Origin of the sequence: Staphylococcus simiae, from assembly GCF_002902085.1 — a bacterium.
GTDB classification, from domain to species: Bacteria; Bacillota; Bacilli; order Staphylococcales; family Staphylococcaceae; genus Staphylococcus; species Staphylococcus simiae.
In genome coordinates this window covers 2,557-21,404 of record NZ_PPQR01000101.1, presented here as the reverse complement: position 1 = coordinate 21,404, position 18,848 = coordinate 2,557, and the positions used below count along the sequence as shown (strand labels likewise).

Genomic DNA, 18,848 nt, shown 5'->3' with positions numbered 1-18,848 from the left:
GAAATAAGAAGTATCTATCGAACAATTTTAAAAATACAAAATTTACGTATCAATTATAAATTAGGATTAAATATTAGCTGTTTAATGGAAAATGAAAATTTATTTAAGGCTTTAGAGTCTCAAATAAAAAGGTTGAAATTTGATAATCTATTTATCGATAACGACATGTTACAGTACCCATATTTAACAAAGAAAACTGATGAATTGTTACTAAGGAATACGATTCAATTCAAAAATTTAAAGAAAGTATTAGACCACTTTGATTTAGAAAATGAACATTTAATTTTACTTAATATTGAAAATCATAAATTATTAAATGATAAAGATCGAGACTTAAGTAACAGTGCACCGCTCATTAATAAAACTTTAAATGCCTTATATGATAACTTTGACGGATTTGGCTTGAATATTTTTGATAACAATCATGCTAATACGATGCATTTATATGATAAGAACGGTTTTAAGACAACATTAGGTCTTATATTTTCTAAATTTTTATACTCAGTTTCACGTGCTAAATATGATAGCAACTATTATTCTATTATTGATGTAGAGGATTATTATTGCCTTGTAGTATATGACTGGAGAGTTATAGAGCAGGAAGGTTTAAATACATCAATTGATGATAGTGAAATTTATATTAATTTCAAAGATAATACGTTAGATGATAAGTATTTAATTATTATAGAAACTTTTGATGAAAATAGTGGTAATATTAATCATTTGATTTCAAAAGAGTTAAGAGATAAATACGAGTGGAATACAAATTTACTTGCTAAAGTTGATAATTATTTTAAACCAGCTATTGAAATAAAAGAACATGATTTTAGTCAAGGTTCATTAAAACTCGATGTATCATTTAACGCGCTTTATGTTGTGAAAATAATGAAGAAGACAAAGTAAGTATTGTACAACTCAATTTATATTTGTTAGTAATTTTGACAATGCATTTAAAACAAAGACGAACGACAGCAACTATGAAATTTAAGATAATAGTAGAGTAAGCATTGTCTACATATATTTGGGGGTGCAAGACTTTGAACACAGACAAATTAGAAACGTTACTTGGCTTCTATAAACAATATAAAGCATTATCTGAATATATTGATAAAAAGTATAAACTATCTCTCAATGATTTAGCAGTGTTGAACTTGACTATAAAGTATTGCAAAGACGAAAAAATATTGATGCAAACATTTTTGAAAACTGCTATGACAGAGTTAGATTTAAGTAGAACCAAGTTATTAGTTTCTATCAGAAGATTAATTGAGAAAGAACGTTTGAGTAAGGTTAGATCATCAAAAGATGAACGTAAAATTTATATCTTTATGAATGACGAAGATGTAACTAAGTTTAATGCGTTATTTGATGATGTAGAACAATTTTTAAATATTTAACTATTTCGTGTCGAGGGCAATATGCTTATCGACACATTTTTGTTATTAACATGATAAATAGTCGTAGATTATTAATAACTATATGTATGTAAACTCTAAAATTTCATGTATAATATATAATGTTAATTAATCAGATCGAAAGTGAGATGACATTATGGGTCGTAAATGGAATAACATTAAAGAAAAGAAAGCCCAAAAAGATAAAAATACGAGTAGAATATATGCCAAATTCGGTAAAGAAATATATGTAGCAGCTAAATCAGGTGAACCTAATCCTGAATCAAACCAAGCATTAAGATTAGTGCTAGAGCGCGCAAAGACATATTCAGTACCTAATCATATTATTGACAAAGCGATTGACAAAGCTAAAGGTGCAGGTGACGAAAACTATGACCACTTAAGATATGAAGGATTTGGACCAAGTGGCTCAATGTTAATTGTAGATGCCTTAACTAATAATGTTAACCGTACTGCGTCTGATGTACGTGCAGCATTTGGTAAAAATGGTGGTAACATGGGTGTGTCTGGTTCTGTTGCTTATATGTTTGATCATGTTGCAACTTTTGGTATTGAAGGCAAATCAGTTGATGATATTTTAGAAACTTTAATGGACAATGATGTAGATGTTAAAGATGTAGTAGATGATAATGGCTTAACGATTGTTTATGCTGAGCCTGATCAATTTGCACAAGTTCAAGATGCACTTCGTCAATCTGGTGTTGAAGAGTTTAAAGTTGCTGAATTTGAAATGTTACCACAAACTGATATTGAATTATCAGAAGATGATCAAGCAACTTTTGAAAAATTAATTGATGCATTAGAAGATTTAGAAGATGTTCAAAATGTCTTTCATAATGTGGATTTAAAATAATGAAAAATGCACAACAATGGATTGATGACTTACAACTAACAGAACATCCTGAAGGTGGGTACTATAAAGAGACTATTAGAGATGCTGATAGTCAAAGAGCACCATTTAGTAGTATTTACTTTTTATTGACGCATAATAATATTTCTCATTTTCATCGTATAGATGCGGATGAAGTGTGGTATTATCATGCAGGTGACTCGCTGACAATCCATATGATAACGCCAGAAGGTGACTATCGTACAGCTCAACTTGGTCCTAATATACAAAATGGTGATGTATTGCAATTTCTAGTACCTAAAGGAACGATATTTGCTTCATCAGTAGAGCATCAGAATGACTATTGTTTAGTAGGATGTATGTGTCAGCCAGCATTTGAGTTTGAGCATTTCGAGTTGTTTGAGCAACAACAATTAATTGAAATGTATCCACATTTAACACAAATTATTCAGCAATATGCATTAAAAGAAATATAACCAATAGACCCTTAACTTTGAATGGAAAAGTTGAGGGTCTATTGGTTATTGTTCTCTATTTTTTAGGACTGATAAATTAAAAATGACTAATAGGTATCAGGCTAATTTGAGCGAGAACTAGAAAGCAATGAAATGAAGAAAAAATTATTTAGAAGTACCAAAGATTTCTTCAGCTAGTTCAACAACATATGCCAATTTTTGCCATTGTTGTTCTTCAGTTAAATGATTGCCTTCTTCTGTTGATGCAAACCCACATTGTGGACTAAGACAAATATGATCCAAAGGAATATAACGTTGTGCTTCTTTGATTCGCGCTTTGATCTGTTCTTTATCTTCTAATTGACCATTTTTAGAAGTAATTAGTCCTAATACAGCATATGCGCCGTCACTTGGAAAATGCTGCAATGGTTCAAAATCGCCTGAACGCTCATCATCATATTCTAAAAAGAAACCTTGAATGTGTTCTTTAAATAAAAATGGAGCGATAGCATTATAACCACCAGAAATTGCCCAAGTAGATTGATAATTGCCACGACAAATATGAGTCGTTAGTAATAGATCACTAGGTAAGCCATCTACAGCTTTGTTAATAACTTGATAAGCTAATTGTCGTGCAAATGCTTTTTCTTCTTCAGTACGTTTTCTACCTCTCACTTTTTGAGTACCGTCTGTTAATCCAGCCCAATATACATCATCTATTTGTATGTATCTTGCACCTAAATCATAAAAATGTTGCAATGTTTCATGATAAGCATATGCGATATCATTTACAAAATCATCGATACTAGGATAAATTTGCTCATTTAAAATATTAGGATGAAATAGTTGATTTGGACTTGGGATAGCAACTTTCGCTTCAGCTCGTCCGTCCAATTGATCTCTTAAGAAAATAAAGTGTTCAAAATGAGGATGATGTGGATTGTAAGCTACTTTATCTGTAATTTTAACGTTATATTTGCGTGTTTCAACACCTTCGAATTGTAAACCGTCTTGTGGAACATAACCTTCTACGCCGTATAAATGTTCTAAAAAGTCAAAATGCCACCAACTTCTTCTGAATTCACCATCAGTGATACTATGCAAACCAACTTCTAATTGTTTGTTAATCACTTTTATAATTTCCTCGTTTTCAATTTCGGTTAAAGCATTCTTGCTTAGTATCCCTTGTTGAAATTGTTCTCGTGCATCTTTTAATCTTTTTGGACGTAATAAACTTCCTACATGATCGGCTCTAAATGGTCGTAATGACATATATAGCACTCCTTTATTTTGAATTTTCAGAAAATATAATAAAACTAATTTATCAAAACATTCAATTATTGTCAATTTTAAGTAAATTGGTGATATTTGTAGTAAAATAAAAATAAATATTTTAGTACATTGAAGGATAAATAATTACATAAGATGACATTGATAAAGTAGTTTAATATAATAATGACAAGGAGTTGGTGACTGTGAAAGTAAAATATATAGATAAACGTCACTGGCGTCGCCTGATCGATAGAGAATATACAGAGGTAAAAGTTAATAATAATAGGTTTAAGGGTATTATAGGCTTGGTCACGATGAAAAAAGTACGTGAACCTTTAGAGGTGACGGTAGTAGGACAAAATATTGTAGTTGCAGATGATAATTATCAGTGGTTACAAATTTTACCTGAAAAAAAGCGATATAGTATAACGGTCATGTTTGATAATAAAGGTAATCCGCTTGAATATTATTTTGATATTAATATTAAAAATATAACTCAAAAAGGTAATGCAAGAACAGTTGATTTATGTTTAGATGTTTTAGCAATACCAAGCGGACAATTCGAATTAGTCGATGAAGATGATTTATTAGCAGCATTTGAAAATAAACAAATTACTAAAAAGCAGTTCCATGAAGCATATATGATTGCTCATCAAATTATGGCAGAGCTATCCGAGGATTTCGAACAATTCCAAAAGAAAATTATGTACTGTTTTAATAAAATAAATGATAAAGCTCAAAAACAAGCGGTTAAACAAGGTGACAAAGGAAAATATAAAGCTTTTAAACCACATCATTTTAAATCAAAAGCACAAAAAAAAAGTGAATTTAAACAGCAGAATAAATAAATATAGCTTTAAAAGTTAGTTGTGTAGTAATTATTCGTTCATACAATGAATTTCAAATTAAATGTTAAGTAGATAAGGAATGAATAATTTTAGGGGGAAGTTATGAAGATTGAAGATTATCGTTTATTAATAACGTTAGATGAAACAAAGACATTACGCAAAGCTGCCGAAATTTTATATATTTCTCAACCGGCTGTAACACAGAGATTAAAAGCTATAGAAAGTGCCTTCGGTGTTGAAATCTTTATCAGAACGAAAAAGCAATTAATAACAACAACTGAAGGTACAATGATTATTGAACATGCTAAAGATATGTTAAAAAGAGAACGTTTATTTTTCGATAAAATGCAGGCGCATATTGGTGAAGTTAACGGTACGATTTCAATAGGATGTTCATCGCTAATTGGTCAAACATTATTACCAGAAGTACTGAGTTTGTATAATACACAATTTCCAAATGTGGAAATTCAAGTACAAGTAGGATCCACAGAACAAATTAAGGCGAATCATCGAGACTACCATGTCATTATTACTCGTGGTAATAAAGTGATGAATTTATCTAACACACATTTATTTAATGATGATCATTATTTTATTTTTCCTAAAAATAGAAGAGACGAAGTAACAAAATTACCATTTATTGAATTTCAGGCAGATCCTATTTATATTAATCAAATAAAACAATGGTATAACGATAATTTAGAACAAGATTATCATGCCACTATTACTGTTGACCAAGTGGCTACTTGTAAAGAAATGTTAATAAGTGGTGTTGGTGTAACGATTTTGCCAGAAATAATGATGAAGAATATTGATAGAGAGCTATTTGAATTTGAAAAAGTAGAAATAGATAATGAACCATTAATACGGTCAACTTTTATGAGTTATGATCCTAGTATGTTACAGCTTCCACAAATAGAATCATTTGTTAATTTAATGACTAATTATGTAAGATAGTTGACTATTAATGATTTTGAACTGTCTTATATACGTTAGTGATAAATAAGTTTACAGTTGTAATAATATAAAAATGATGACAACGGTTAGCTATGAATATTGATTTTAAATATATTGGTTATTGAGTTGACAAATGCTGAAGCTATGACAACATTAGTATAAATATTTCTTATAATTGAAAAAGCAGCTTTAGGAAAGGGTTTTAAAATGTTCTTAGCACTACTACAAATAAAAAATTATAAGTTATTTGTTGTAAATATGTTTTTACTTGGTATGGGAATGGCTGTTACAATTCCATATTTAGTATTATTTGCTACGAAAGACTTAGGTATGACAACAAATCAATATGGACTTTTGCTAGCATTAGCTGCAATAAGTCAGTTTACGGTTAATTCTATAATAGCTCGATTTTCAGATACACATAACTTGAATAGAAAAGTGTTAATTATTACTGCACTACTTATGGGTGCGATAGGCTTTTCTATTTATTTTTATGTACATAGTATTTGGTTATTTATTGTGTTATATGCTTTTTTTCAAGGTTTATATGCACCTGCCATGCCGCAACTCTATGCTTCAGCTAGAGAATCAATTAACGTTTCTAGCTCAAAAGATAGGGCAAAGTTTGCTAACACAGTACTAAGATCGATGTTTTCACTTGGATTTTTATTTGGACCTTTTATCGGTGCACAATTAATTTCCATGAAAGGCTATGCAGGCCTCTTTGGAGGAACAATTAGCATTATTTTATTCACTTTAATATTACAAGTCCTATTCTATAAAAATTTGAATATTAAACAACATATAACTACAAAGCAGCATATTGAAACGACAGCTCCCAATATGTTCAAAGATAAAGCACTATTAGTTCCATTTATTGCATTTATTTTATTACATATTGGGCAGTGGATGTATACAATGAATATGCCATTGTTTGTTACTGACTATTTAAAAGAAAGTGAAGCACATGTAGGTTATTTAGCGAGTTTGTGTGCTGGTTTGGAAGTGCCATTTATGATTGTTTTGGGTGTCTTATCTTCTAAGTTACAGACTCGAACACTACTCATTTATGGGGCATTATTTGGTGGACTATTTTACTTTAGCATAGGCGTATTTAAAAACTTTTACATGATGTTGGCTGGTCAAGTATTCTTAGCAATCTTTTTAGCTATTTTATTAGGTTTAGGCATTAGCTATTTCCAAGATATCTTACCAGATTTCCCGGGTTATGCTTCAACACTTTTTGCAAATGCAATGGTCATTGGACAATTGTGCGGTAACTTATTAGGAGGAGCTATGAGTCATTGGGTTGGTTTAGAAAATGTCTTTTTTGTATCAGCATCATCTATTGTCTTAGGCATCGTATTAATTTACTTTACCAAAGACCAAAAAATCACTGAAGCGGATGTGGCTGACTTATGACGTTGATATTATGGCTATTAATCATCAGCTGTTTCATGTTAGCATTTATAGGTTTAATCAAACCACTCATCCCTTCAGTTTTAGTATTATGGATAGGATTTATCATTTATCAACTTGGTTTCCATAATGCGCATTTATCATGGATTTTTTATGTATCTATGGCTATATTTACCATTCTAATTTTACTAGCTGATTTCTTAATGAATCGCTATTTTGTTAATCGATTTGGAGGTTCAAAATTAGGTGAGTATGCTGCGTTAGTAGGTATCATCATAGGATGTTTTGTACTTCCACCATTTGGCATTATCATTATGCCTTTTATTTGTGTATTTATTGTTGAATTATTGCAAGGTAGTGAAGTAACTAAAGCACTGAAAGTAAGTTTTGGATCCATTGTGGCTTTTCTAGCAAGTAGTTTAGCCCAAGCATTGATCATGTTTATCATGATTGTATGGTTTATGATAGATGCAGTTATTATTAATTAAAAAAGAGCTTATTGCATAATGGCGTATATATATCAAAGCAGAGAAAGTTTTTCTCGCTAACATATATTTGCTCCTATGCGATAAGCTCTTTAAATTTGAAGAGATATTGTATGCAATTTTCAAGTTGAAATTTTATAAAAAAGTATTAGTATGCTTATTTATTACATGATTTTCAATGTATAATCCTAGTGGAATAATGACAAAAGATATTAAAATAAATAGCCAATTACTGACCTTCACATGTGGTCCAAAAGCAAGTAAAGATTGAGGTATAAAAAAGACGTAAAAGAATCCTACGATTAATAAGATGATGGCTAAATAAGTAAATATCCATACCCAATTTGAATTATTAAAGCATTGTAATTGAATCGTCTTGCAACTAATCCAGATAAATAAATAGACGATAATTAATCCTATCAATACAGAAAAAGGAAAGGCATATAAATATAAAGTTGCACCATTCTTTTCCATAAAAAAGCCTAAAAAGCCCTTTAAGAAACTAACAATACCAATAAGTAAAATGATATGCTGAAATATATATTTAAAAATATTTCTGAAAGTTTCATTTGGTAAAGCTTTTAATTCTTTTTTAGCATGTGCTTTAGGATCGTGGTTGAAGAAGTCTAAAGCTAATAAACCATGCTGTTCGGCACTTAATAGTTGTTTGAGAATTTTATTTATCATTAATTCTGTATCATGCGGATTTACACGAAAATCAGAACGCACATATGTCATATAGTTTTCGAAAATTTCTCTATCTGTATTGCTTAATCTTAAAGATTTAACATTATTTTCTTTTGTTAATTGAGCAGTACTTTTCATTGCTATATAAGCGCTCCTTTTAACAACTTTAATTTAAATGAGTTGTCTTTTTCTAAAATATTAATAAAATTAATCATATCATATTACTACATTAATTATAATAGTTATTATGGGAGTTGAAAAAATGAGAGAGATTAATATATCAGAAAGTGATTATTTATGGCATATGGCAACGATACAAGAGCATATGCTAGATAAACTTGAAAAACATTATCACGCTACATCTTTCAGTATTGCTTTAAGATATGAAATGATCGTATCAAGATTACAAAATGGCAATGATAAGATATATATCATTGAAGTACATCAGCAACTTATAGCATTTATTTGGGCACATTTAGACAAAGTGACAATGAACGTTCATATTGAAATGTTATATGTTAATGAATGGTATCGTAGTAGAGGTTTGGCTACAAAATTAAAAAAACAAATTGAACAATGGGCTATAGAACATCATGCGAGACAAATCTCAGGTACAATAAATAGTGCAAATAAAGATATGATTGCATTGAATAATCATTTAGGTTATGACGTAAGTCATGTTATTATGACAAAGTATTTAACATAGCATTATGGAAAGTCATTTATTTCATGTTAAAATAAAATGGATTTATAACAAGTGAAGGAGCTCGCTATGACAAAATATATTGTAATTGTTCTTTCGGCAATGTTGCTATTAGCTGGTTGTGGTAAAAGCCAGGAAAAGATATCTTTGGAAAAGGAAATCAATAGTTTACAAAAGGAAAATAAAGTGTTAAAAGAGAAGAAAGATAAATTAACAAAAGAAAAAGATAAACTAGATGAAAAACAAAAAGATCTTGAAAAAGAAGTTAATGGCTTATCATCAGAAGATTCTAGTTCAGATGATGATACATCTAAAGATGACAATACATCATCTGAAAAAGACAATGACAAACAACATACTAAAACGCATAAATCTAATCATAAAGAAGGTTCAAAACAGCAACAGCATAAAGATAAGAACCAATAATTCTTTACGTATTAAATTGTCATTTCAATTCAACGTTTCATTATAATTTAATGGGGTAAATGGTTATTAAATTATAAAGAAAGATTAATTCATATTAATAAGTCAATTACATTTTTATTATAGAATGTATAAAGAGGAGAGATTAACCATGCATGAGCAAGATTTTAATATTTTAGAAGGACAAAACATAACTTTACCAGAATTAGGTAGAGAATTAGAAAGTATTACTGGACGTACAATTGTTGATTCAACTGGAGAAATCAAACGTGTTGTGGCACAATTACCAAATTTTGAATCTGATACAGATACTTTTGTAGCTACATATCATTTAAATCATCAACATGACTTTATTGATGCAACTTTTACTGCACCGAAATCTCAAAGAGAACATTTAAAAGAAATACCAGTACATATTGAATTAATAACATACGTCACTAAATCTGAATAATGACAAAGAGATGAACACAAAATTGTTTAGGTAATCAATTTTGTGTTTTTTAAGTTCTCTCCTCAATTGGACTGATACATAATTAATCACTTTTTTGAGCAGTTCTAAACAATAAAGAACTGTTTTTAATCGTATCAAATGTTAAATAAGAGTTAGGATTCATATATGGAAGGAGATAATATGATTTACGCTGAAACTGAACACTTGATTCTAAGAGATTGGCAAGAAAGTGATTTATTACCTTTTCAACAAATGAATGCCAATTATCAAGTGAGAAAATATTTTCCGAGTCTATTAAGTTATAAAAAATCAGAACTTGATTTAAGAATAATGGATAATATGATTAAAGACCATGGTATAGGCTTATTTGCTGTAGAGTATAAATTTAATCGACAATGGATTGGCTTTATCGGTTTGAATTACATACCAGAATATAGTGGCTATCCTTTTAGCGAATTACCGCTTTATGAAATTGGATGGAGATTATTACCTGAATATTGGGGGCAGGGCTTAGCTACTGAAGGTGCACAAGCTGTGATCAATTTGGCTAAGGCTCATCATATTGAAGACATATATAGTTTTACAGCACAAGCTAATCAAGCGTCTATTAGAGTTATGGAAAAGTTAGGAATGCATTATTATGATCATTTTGAATTACCAGAGCTTAGCAAATACCATCCACTTAAACGACAAGTGAGATATTACTTGAAATTGACATCATTGTAGCGGACTAGTAATTTTTTCAGTTAGTCTGTTTATCAACATACTAAAAAGCGAGTAACAACATGAGCACTAAACCCTTAATTTCTTATACTTACTTCGAAGATATTCATCTTGCACATTAATGTGGGATAAATGACAACGGTTACCATCAACTTGGCGTAGCTAACTACGATAATAAAACAACATTTTATTATCTAAATAGTTACTGCCATCCGCATTATATTAAGTATAGATTGATTATTATCCAATACTTTTGTCGCTACTCGCTTAATTAAAAATAAATATAGTTGAAAAAATTTATAAAGGGACAAAATTTAATTGTATATACTTTAACTAAAGCTAATCGTAAGTACGAATACCTAATGGTTGATAGCTTAATAATGTCTCAATTAATGCTTCTTTTGTATCACATAATGGTGCTAAATTTTTATATTTAGGATCTATAAAACCTTCGTCAATCATATGATTAATAAGTGATTGTAAGGGGTTAAAAAAGCCATTCAAGTTAAATACTGCAATGGGTTTTTCATGAATACCAATTTGTGCCCAACTATACATTTCGAAAAACTCTTCTAATGATCCAGCTCCACCAGGGGCCATAATGAAAGCATCTGCTAATTCTGCCATTTTATCTTTACGTGCATGCATAGAATCTACAAGTATAAGTTGAGTTAATTTTTGACTTGTAATTTCTCTTTCGTCTAACATTTTTGGCATAACACCAATGGCAGTACCACCATGATCAAGTACTCCATCTTGTATAGCACCCATGATCCCTATAGAACCAGCACCAAACACTAATTCATAGCCTTGTTCAGCCATATATTTTCCGAGTTCGTAAGCTTCTTTAACATATAATGGGTCATTACCTTTGCTTGCACCACAATAAACAGCTATTCTTTTCATTCTAATTAAACTCCTTTTGTTGTAGATAGTATATTTAATAATGATTGTTCGAATTGTTTGCGATCAGCTTTCGTAAAGCGAGATGGGCCTTTATGCCGACCACCTTGTTTTCTAATTTGAGCGTTTAAATGTCGTTTATCTAGTAGTTGTTGAATGTTTTGATGGTTATAAACTTTACCATTATGATGCATAACTGTAGTAACTTTATCGATTAATAAACTCGCTAAGCCATAATCTTGCGTGATAATAATATCTTCGGGTTTAGATAACTTAACAATTTTATAATCTACAGCATCTGGTCCATCATCAACATAAACAATTGACACGTGCTTTGGGTATTGTTGATTTGAAAAGTGGCTAAAACTTCTTATAATAGTTACAAAAATGCCTGTCTCTGTTGTTAAATCTACAATAGAATCTACAACAGGACAAGCATCTCCATCAATGATAATGTGAGTCAAATTTATTATGCCTCGCTATGATCATTTTTATTTTGTTTGACAATACTTTTAGCCACATAATCTTTATATTTTTTCATTTCTTTGATGCGTGCTTTTTCAGCATCTTGTTGTTGTTTTTGTTCCTCTTTATGACGCTTTTCGATATTTTTTTGCAATTTCTTACTCATTTTATCAATTTCTTTACGATTTTGTTCTGCTAATTTTTCACCTTTTTTCTCTGTTTTATCATCTAATGTACCAGGTGTTAAACCAACTTTTTCTTCGTATTTTTGTGTTTTTTTCATATCTTTAATACGTTGCTTCTCGTTTTCTTCACGTTGTTTTTGCTCTTCTTTATGACGTTTTTCAATATTTTTTTGAAGTTTTTTGTCTAGTTTATCAGCTTCTTTACGATTTTCTTTAGCTAATTTTTCGCCTTTTTTCTCGATATAAGCTGGATCATGTTCTTTGGCAAATTTTTTCAATTGACGTTTATTATCAAAATCTTGTTTTTTATCTCCAACATATTCTTTAACATCTGAAGCTGTGTTTGAAATAACTGAAGATGTTTTTGAAGCAACTTTTGAAGCGCTATTTGTAACTTTTTGAACATCAGGGTGTTCTTTAATGCGTTTACGTTCTATAACTAATGGTACTAATACTAGTGGTAACACATTAATCATAAATTTAACGACTTTTCTCTTGTTCATAAATGTTTCCTCCAAATGTTAATTATTATATATATACATACCCAATGATACATTAAATTAAACGATTAGCGTAATAATAAGTAGTGGGTAAAAGACAAGCTTATTAAAGATGATTGATAAACGTAAAAAAAGGTTCTCTATTTTTCAGGACTGATAAATAAAAAGTGAATAATTTAAAATATAAATTATTTTGAAGCCAAGACTCCTGAGGGACCGGGCCCAACATAGAAAAACTGGTTATCCAGTTTTTTCACGCCATGCAAGTTGGGCAAGGGACCCGTCATAGAAAAAAATAGCGATTACAATTGGTTGCTAACGCAACAATTGCATAAAAGCTACTAAAGATTAAAATATGAGTAGCTTTAAATGTGCAAGACGGGCAAAGTTGGGCATTGGGGCCCCAGCAAAGAAAAATTCTGCCAACAGAATTTTCACTATAATGTGCAGGCTGGGGTGCGAGGCTTAAAAAAATTATATATCAGTCCAATTTGGGAGAGAACCAAAATACTAGCTTATTAATGATGTTTGATAAACGAAAAAAACAACCAACTCAAATTTGATTGTTGAATCATAAATTGAACTGGTTGTTTTTGTTTATGACATGATATCAAGTTTGTTACAAACACATTTAATTAGTAGTTAAATATGTTTACCGATATCAAAGCCAAAGTATAAGATTGCGATAATGATAACTAAGATAATTCTATAAATTGCAAAAGGTACTAATTTAATTTTGTTAATTAAGTGTAAGAAAGTCTTAATGGCAATTAAACCAACTGTAAATGCCGCTAAAAACCCAACGATATAAAATGGAATATCCACAAGTTGAATATCTCCAAAATGTTTTAATAGTGATAAACCACTTGCAGCAAGCATAATTGGGACAGCCATGATAAATGTGAAATCTGATGCTGCTTTGTGATTTAATTTCATTAAGACACCAGTTGAAATAGTTGAACCAGAACGACTGAAGCCAGGCCACATTGCTACTGCTTGAGAGATACCAATGACAAATGCTTGTAAATAGTTTATTTGATCAACTGTTTGTTGGTGTTTAACCGTCGCTGAATATTTGTCGGCAATAATCATATAGATTGCACCAATCAATAGACCTACCATTACTGTTGGTACGCTAAATAAATGCTCTTCAATAAAATCATCGAATAACAAACCTAAAATACCAGCAGGAATCATACCCACTAAGACATGTAATAAATTTAAACGTTTAGGTTTAGAACGTTTAGGTAGTTGAGAAATATCTTCAACATGTTTATGTTTACCTATATGCAATATTTCTAAGAAACGTTCACGAAAAACCCATGCTGCAGCAAAGACAGAACCTAATTGAATAACAATTTTAAATGTAAATGCTGACTGAGTTCCTAAAAATTGTGATGATTTTAACCACATATCATCAACTAGAATCATATGGCCAGTTGATGATACGGGAGCAAACTCGGTTAAACCTTCAACGACACCTAAAATGATTCCTTTAATTAACTCAATAATGAACATATTGTACCTACTTTCATAGTCATTTAATTTGTTTGTAAATTTAAAAATACCATTTTATGATAGCATATAAAAATAATGTCATGCTAGTTTTAATCTAAATACTAGACTCAAGACTGATATGGGAGTGGGACATATAAAACTCGTTTCGCAATCCCATCTCGGTAAGACTGACTAGGTTTTTAAAACGTTGATTTATCATCATTTTAAAAATAAGACAGTTACTGCCAAATGCTTAATTTTATGTGTAAAATACTTTTTTCACTCCTTAAATTTATGAGCTTTTTAATATGATTTTTCAAAAAAACTTTTATAATAGGCGTAGGTGATATAATTGTGAAAAAATTAACAGCTTTAGCTTTAAAATATAAAATATATCCAATTTTAATGTTTATTATGAGCGTTTGTTTAGGTATAGTAGTGATCAGTCAAAATATATTGATTGCTGATTTTTTATCTGCAATGTTAAACCATCATTATGAGGGTCTAATGCATATACTATTTATTATTGTTAGCGTACTTATTTTGCGTGCAGTAATTCAACACCTTAATCAACACTTAGGAGATAGATTAGCTTATAAGGTTAAATTACTTTTGAGAAAACAAATGATATCAAGACATAATAAGTATCTAATTGGTGAACAAATGGCATTGTTGACTGAAAATATTGATGGCATGGGTCCATTTTATCGTAGTTATTTGCCACAAGTTTTTAAATCGATGATGGTGCCATTTATTATTATAGTAACTATGTTATTTATACATGTAAATACGGCAATAATAATGATAGTAACTGCACCATTTATACCGTTGTTTTATATTATTTTTGGCCTGAAAACAAGAGATGACTCAAAAGATCAAATGACTTATCTCAATCAGTTTAGTCAACGTTTTTTGAATGTCGCTAAAGGATTAATAACCTTAAAATTATTTAATAGAACAGAACAAACTGAGCAAAATATTTATGAAGATAGTACTAGATTTCGTGATATTACTATGAAAATTTTACGAAGTGCTTTTTTATCTGGCTTAATGTTGGAATTTATTAGTATGTTAGGTATTGGTTTAGTTGCTTTAGAAGCTACGTTAAGTCTTGTAGTTTTTAAAACAATTGATTTTCGAACTGCTACAATTGCTATCATTTTAGCACCAGAATTTTATAATGCGATTAAAGATTTAGGACAAGCGTTTCATACTGGTAAACAGAGTGAAGGTTCGAGTGATGTTGTCTTTGAATATATTGATCAACAAGAACAACAAACAATATCACAGACTACGATGAACCCACAACAACAAGCAATCATTTCTCTTCAAAATGTAAATTTTGCTTATGAATTGAATCAAAATGTAATAAAGAATATCAATTTAGAAGTGTTCAAAGGTGACCATATTGCAGTAGTAGGACCAAGTGGCGCTGGAAAAACAACACTTATACAACTGTTAACTGGAAGATTACAACCAACAAATGGTCGAATAAGTTTTCAACATGAATTAGCTATTGGTACATTAAGTCAACAACCACATATTTTTCGTGCATCTATTAAAGATAATATAACGATGTTTCGTCAAGTAGACGACCAAGTTGTTAAGCAAGTCTTAGCAGAAGTTGGTTTATTAAATAAAATACAAACGTTATCTCACGGCATCAATACCATAATTGGTGAAGGTGGAGAAATGTTATCAGGAGGACAAATGCGACGTATTGAACTTTGTCGCCTATTAATAAGTAAACCACAATTAGTTATATTTGATGAACCGTCAACAGGTTTAGATATTGCTACAGAACAAATTATACAGCGACTGTTATTCAAATATTTTAAAGATATTACAATGATTGTTATTGCTCACAGAGATAGCACTATAAGCAATTTATCAAGAAGATTATATTTGGAACAAGGTGAAATAAAAGCGGATGATGATAACGTTTCAGTTAAATTTCAGTCGAAGGAGGAACATTAATGAAATCACGATTACAATTTCGCAATGATAAAGATTTAATATTAGCGATGATTGTTGGCGTTTGTGGAAGTTTAGTGGCTTTAGCAATGTTCTTCTTAAGTGGTTATATGGTTACTAAAAGTGCTTATGGTGCTCCTTTATACGCACTGATGATATTAGTTGTATCGGTTAAATTGTTTGGATTTATGAGAGCAATTTTTAAATATATAGAGCGACTGTTATCTCATAAAGCAACTTTTACAATGCTTAGGGATATAAGGGTTCAATTTTTTGATAAATTGGTCAACGTTGTACCTAATGTCTATCGTCAATTTAGTTCTACTGATTTAATTTCACGTATGGTAAGCAGTGTTGAAGCTCTACAAAATATATATTTGAGAGTGTATTATCCACCCATTGTCATTGGGTTAACTGCTTTAATAACAATGATGTCATTGTATTTTATATCAATAACACATGCTATGCTAATTCTATGTAGTATGCTTATAACATTACTGATTGTGCCATGGCTAAGTGCTAACAAAGCACGTATTTTAAAAGCACAAGTTGCAACTAAACAAAGCCAATTTTTAAATAGATTTTATGATTATAAAGAGGGTTATGAAGAATTACGTCGCTTTGGACAAGTAGGGCATTTTCAGCAACTAACGCATAAGGAATTGTTAGATTATACAAAAGAACAATACAGAGAGCAGCGATTTTTAACACGTTATGATTTAATGTTAAATATTATAGCGATGTTATCCATATTTACTAGTTTGTTATTAGGATATATACAAATAAATAATGGAAGATTAGATGTTGTCTATTTAACAAGTATCGTTCTAATGATATTAACATTATTTGAACAAGCAGTCCCAATGACTAATGTCGCATACTATAAAGCAGATACGGATCAAGCCTTAAGTGATATTAACAATGTGTTTACAACCTCAGAGACAAGTGGTAATCAAGTATTATTGTCACATGATTCAGTAACATCTGCTTACGTAATAGAGAACGTATATTTTAAATATTGGAACCAAGAAAATGATGTATTGGAAGATGTTTCTTTAACGATTGATAAAGGACAAAAGGTAGCAGTGATAGGACCTTCTGGTTCAGGAAAAAGTACTTTATTACAATTGCTAGCAGGTTTGTATCACTATGATAACGGAACATTGAAACTCTATAATCAAGAGATAAATGATATTAAAAATAAAGAAAAATACCGAGTAATAAATGGTTTATTACAACAGCAACAATTATTCGATGATACGGTGAAGGCCAATTTATTTACATCATGTAATGATGATGAAATCAAAGAGGTTTTTGAACAATTAGGGTTAAATCATATTTCGTTAGATCGACAGTTAGATTATAACGGTTCGACATTATCTGGAGGAGAAATTCAAAGATTGTCATTAGCGAGACTGTTATTAAATAAAGACAAACCTATATGGATACTTGATGAACCAACAACTGCTTTAGACACAAAAAATAGTGAACAGGCTATGCAATTGATCGAAGCTAATGCAGAAACTTTAATTGTAGCTACTCATGATTTAAATTTATTACCTATGTTCGACATAATAGTAGTCATGATAGATGGTAAAATTATCGAACAGGGAAGTTATCAAGATTTACTTGTACAACAAGGTGAATTATGGCGCATGGTTCAATTCAACTCATAATAAAGGTTCTCTATTATTTAATACTGATAAATAAAAAATGAATATTTTTAAAACGAAAATTAATTTAAAGCCGAGAATCTTGAGGTAGGGACCCAGCAGAGAAAAACTGGTTAGCCAGTTTTTTCAAACACGCAAGCTGGGCAAGGGACCCAACATAGAGAATTTCATCAAGAATTTTACAAACAATGCAAGTTGGGGTGCGAGGCTTGAAAATTTAATTATGTATCAGTCCGATTTGTTAGAGAACCATAATAAAAAGCTTGGCGAATCATTAGCACTCGCCAAGCTTTTTATTAATTATCATTCAATTGAATATTAACCATCATTCTATAAACAATAAATTCTAAACATTACTTTAATTGTCATGACATAAGTTTTTTACTTTTCTTTTGATTCATCAAATGCATATATAACTTTACCTAATAAACGATTAAGTTCTTTTACTTCATCTTGTGATAATGATGAAGCTGTAGCGACTTTTTCAGATGCATTGCTTAATTCTGGTCTTATACTTTCACTTTTATCAGTCAAGTGAATAAATACCTCACGTTGATCGACTTCGGAACGTTCACGTTTGATTAAATCAACTTGTTCCATTCTTTTTAATAAGGGTGATACTGTACCAGTATCAAGTGCTAATTCAGTTACGACTTTTTTGACATTTACAGGAGATTCATCCCATAAAATAGTCAAAACTAAAAATTGTGGATATGTTAGATTGTATTTCTTAAAGACTTTGTTAGAGTAGTAGCGATTAACTTGTCTTTGAGCATTATACAAACTAAAGCATAGCTGTTCTTTTAAATTATGTTGATCAGACATTAAAGTTCTCCTCCAGACATACTATCCGTAATATAATTTCGGACGGGTTATCATTGTAGTTCATAAAATTGTTAGGAAATTCACAACTTACAACGAAACAATGCCATGCTAAAATTAAAGTATGTTTAAAGTTTAGAA

Annotated in this window: 20 protein-coding genes and 1 pseudogene; 14 read left to right on the top strand and 7 right to left on the bottom strand. The window is 30.3% G+C overall.

The genetic code is table 11. The annotated features are described in order from the left end of the window. The 4 genes and pseudogenes from CD113_RS12755 to CD113_RS11075 form a co-directional block, all read left to right on the top strand. A pseudogene (locus CD113_RS12755) lies at positions 1–903 on the top strand (AraC family transcriptional regulator); the annotation flags it as partial. A 134-nt stretch (positions 904–1,037) separates the two neighbouring features. After that, entirely contained in the window at positions 1,038–1,397 is a 360-nt protein-coding gene (locus tag CD113_RS11085; protein WP_002463947.1) for a transcriptional regulator, SarA/Rot family, read from the top strand. Between the two features lie 154 nt (positions 1,398–1,551). After that, complete coding sequence (locus tag CD113_RS11080; protein ID WP_002463946.1) at positions 1,552–2,268, top strand: YebC/PmpR family DNA-binding transcriptional regulator; 717 nt, start codon at positions 1,552–1,554, stop codon at positions 2,266–2,268. After that, on the top strand, positions 2,268–2,741 hold the full coding sequence (locus CD113_RS11075; protein WP_002463945.1) for a cupin domain-containing protein: 474 nt from the start codon (positions 2,268–2,270) through the stop codon (positions 2,739–2,741). Before CD113_RS11080 ends, CD113_RS11075 begins: the two co-directional genes overlap by 1 nt. A gap of 144 nt (positions 2,742–2,885) precedes the next feature. Here CD113_RS11075 and CD113_RS11070 read toward each other — a convergent pair whose 3' ends face one another. Then, complete coding sequence (locus tag CD113_RS11070) at positions 2,886–3,992, bottom strand: 5-methyltetrahydropteroyltriglutamate--homocysteine S-methyltransferase (RefSeq protein ID WP_002463944.1); 1,107 nt, start codon at positions 3,990–3,992, stop codon at positions 2,886–2,888. Between the two features lie 203 nt (positions 3,993–4,195). Between CD113_RS11070 and CD113_RS11065 the strand changes: the two genes are divergently transcribed. The 4 genes from CD113_RS11065 (at position 4,196) to CD113_RS11050 (ending at position 7,704) form a co-directional block, all read left to right on the top strand. Further along, on the top strand, positions 4,196–4,840 hold the full coding sequence (locus tag CD113_RS11065) for a DUF402 domain-containing protein (RefSeq protein WP_002463943.1): 645 nt from the start codon (positions 4,196–4,198) through the stop codon (positions 4,838–4,840). Positions 4,841–4,942: 102 nt separating this feature from the next. Next, entirely contained in the window at positions 4,943–5,797 is an 855-nt protein-coding gene (locus CD113_RS11060) for a LysR family transcriptional regulator (protein ID WP_002463942.1), read from the top strand. 207 nt (positions 5,798–6,004) lie between these two features. Beyond that, positions 6,005–7,219: a sugar efflux transporter gene (locus CD113_RS11055; protein ID WP_095092589.1), complete on the top strand. Its 1,215-nt coding sequence runs from the start codon at positions 6,005–6,007 to the stop codon at positions 7,217–7,219. Next, positions 7,216–7,704 carry a DUF456 domain-containing protein gene (locus CD113_RS11050; RefSeq protein WP_002463941.1) on the top strand — a complete coding sequence of 163 codons (489 nt, stop codon included), beginning with the start codon at positions 7,216–7,218 and terminating at the stop codon, positions 7,702–7,704. The genes CD113_RS11055 and CD113_RS11050 overlap by 4 nt, the downstream gene beginning before the upstream one ends. A 132-nt stretch (positions 7,705–7,836) precedes the next feature. Here CD113_RS11050 and CD113_RS11045 read toward each other — a convergent pair whose 3' ends face one another. Next, entirely contained in the window at positions 7,837–8,526 is a 690-nt protein-coding gene (locus CD113_RS11045; protein WP_002463940.1) for a DUF1129 family protein, read from the bottom strand. Positions 8,527–8,650: 124 nt separating this feature from the next. On the opposite strand from CD113_RS11045, the gene CD113_RS11040 reads away from it, so the two are divergent. The 4 genes from CD113_RS11040 (at position 8,651) to CD113_RS11025 (ending at position 10,691) form a co-directional block, all read left to right on the top strand. Beyond that, positions 8,651–9,094, top strand: coding sequence for a GNAT family N-acetyltransferase (locus tag CD113_RS11040; RefSeq protein WP_002463939.1), 444 nt, complete (start codon positions 8,651–8,653; stop codon positions 9,092–9,094). A 66-nt stretch (positions 9,095–9,160) separates the two neighbouring features. Beyond that, a complete protein-coding gene (locus CD113_RS11035) occupies positions 9,161–9,517 on the top strand; it encodes an SA0632 family lipoprotein (protein WP_002463938.1) in 357 nt (118 codons plus the stop codon). Between the two features lie 148 nt (positions 9,518–9,665). After that, positions 9,666–9,965 (top strand): hypothetical protein, encoded by a 300-nt coding sequence (locus CD113_RS11030; RefSeq protein ID WP_002463937.1) that lies wholly within the window; start codon positions 9,666–9,668, stop codon positions 9,963–9,965. 180 nt (positions 9,966–10,145) lie between these two features. Further along, positions 10,146–10,691, top strand: coding sequence for a GNAT family N-acetyltransferase (locus CD113_RS11025; protein WP_002463936.1), 546 nt, complete (start codon positions 10,146–10,148; stop codon positions 10,689–10,691). 336 nt (positions 10,692–11,027) lie between these two features. Here CD113_RS11025 and CD113_RS11020 read toward each other — a convergent pair whose 3' ends face one another. The 4 genes from CD113_RS11020 to CD113_RS11005 form a co-directional block, all read right to left on the bottom strand. Next, positions 11,028–11,594: an LOG family protein gene (locus CD113_RS11020; protein ID WP_002463935.1), complete on the bottom strand. Its 567-nt coding sequence runs from the start codon at positions 11,592–11,594 to the stop codon at positions 11,028–11,030. A gap of 5 nt (positions 11,595–11,599) precedes the next feature. Then, the gene (locus tag CD113_RS11015; RefSeq protein ID WP_002463934.1) at positions 11,600–12,055 is read right to left on the bottom strand and encodes a YaiI/YqxD family protein; all 456 of its coding nucleotides are present in this window, start codon (positions 12,053–12,055) and stop codon (positions 11,600–11,602) included. 5 nt (positions 12,056–12,060) lie between these two features. After that, positions 12,061–12,744, bottom strand: coding sequence for a hypothetical protein (locus CD113_RS11010; RefSeq protein WP_002463933.1), 684 nt, complete (start codon positions 12,742–12,744; stop codon positions 12,061–12,063). Between the two features lie 639 nt (positions 12,745–13,383). Further along, positions 13,384–14,259 (bottom strand): undecaprenyl-diphosphate phosphatase, encoded by an 876-nt coding sequence (locus CD113_RS11005; RefSeq protein ID WP_002464901.1) that lies wholly within the window; start codon positions 14,257–14,259, stop codon positions 13,384–13,386. 333 nt (positions 14,260–14,592) lie between these two features. Between CD113_RS11005 and CD113_RS11000 the strand changes: the two genes are divergently transcribed. Beyond that, a complete protein-coding gene (locus CD113_RS11000) occupies positions 14,593–16,215 on the top strand; it encodes an ABC transporter ATP-binding protein/permease (RefSeq protein ID WP_002464902.1) in 1,623 nt (540 codons plus the stop codon). Further along, the gene (gene cydC / locus CD113_RS10995) at positions 16,215–17,888 is read left to right on the top strand and encodes a thiol reductant ABC exporter subunit CydC (protein WP_002464903.1); all 1,674 of its coding nucleotides are present in this window, start codon (positions 16,215–16,217) and stop codon (positions 17,886–17,888) included. Before CD113_RS11000 ends, cydC begins: the two co-directional genes overlap by 1 nt. Before the next feature lie 378 nt (positions 17,889–18,266). Here cydC and mgrA read toward each other — a convergent pair whose 3' ends face one another. Next, positions 18,267–18,710: an HTH-type transcriptional regulator MgrA gene (gene mgrA, locus CD113_RS10990; protein WP_002464904.1), complete on the bottom strand. Its 444-nt coding sequence runs from the start codon at positions 18,708–18,710 to the stop codon at positions 18,267–18,269. Positions 18,711–18,848 lie beyond the last annotated feature (138 nt).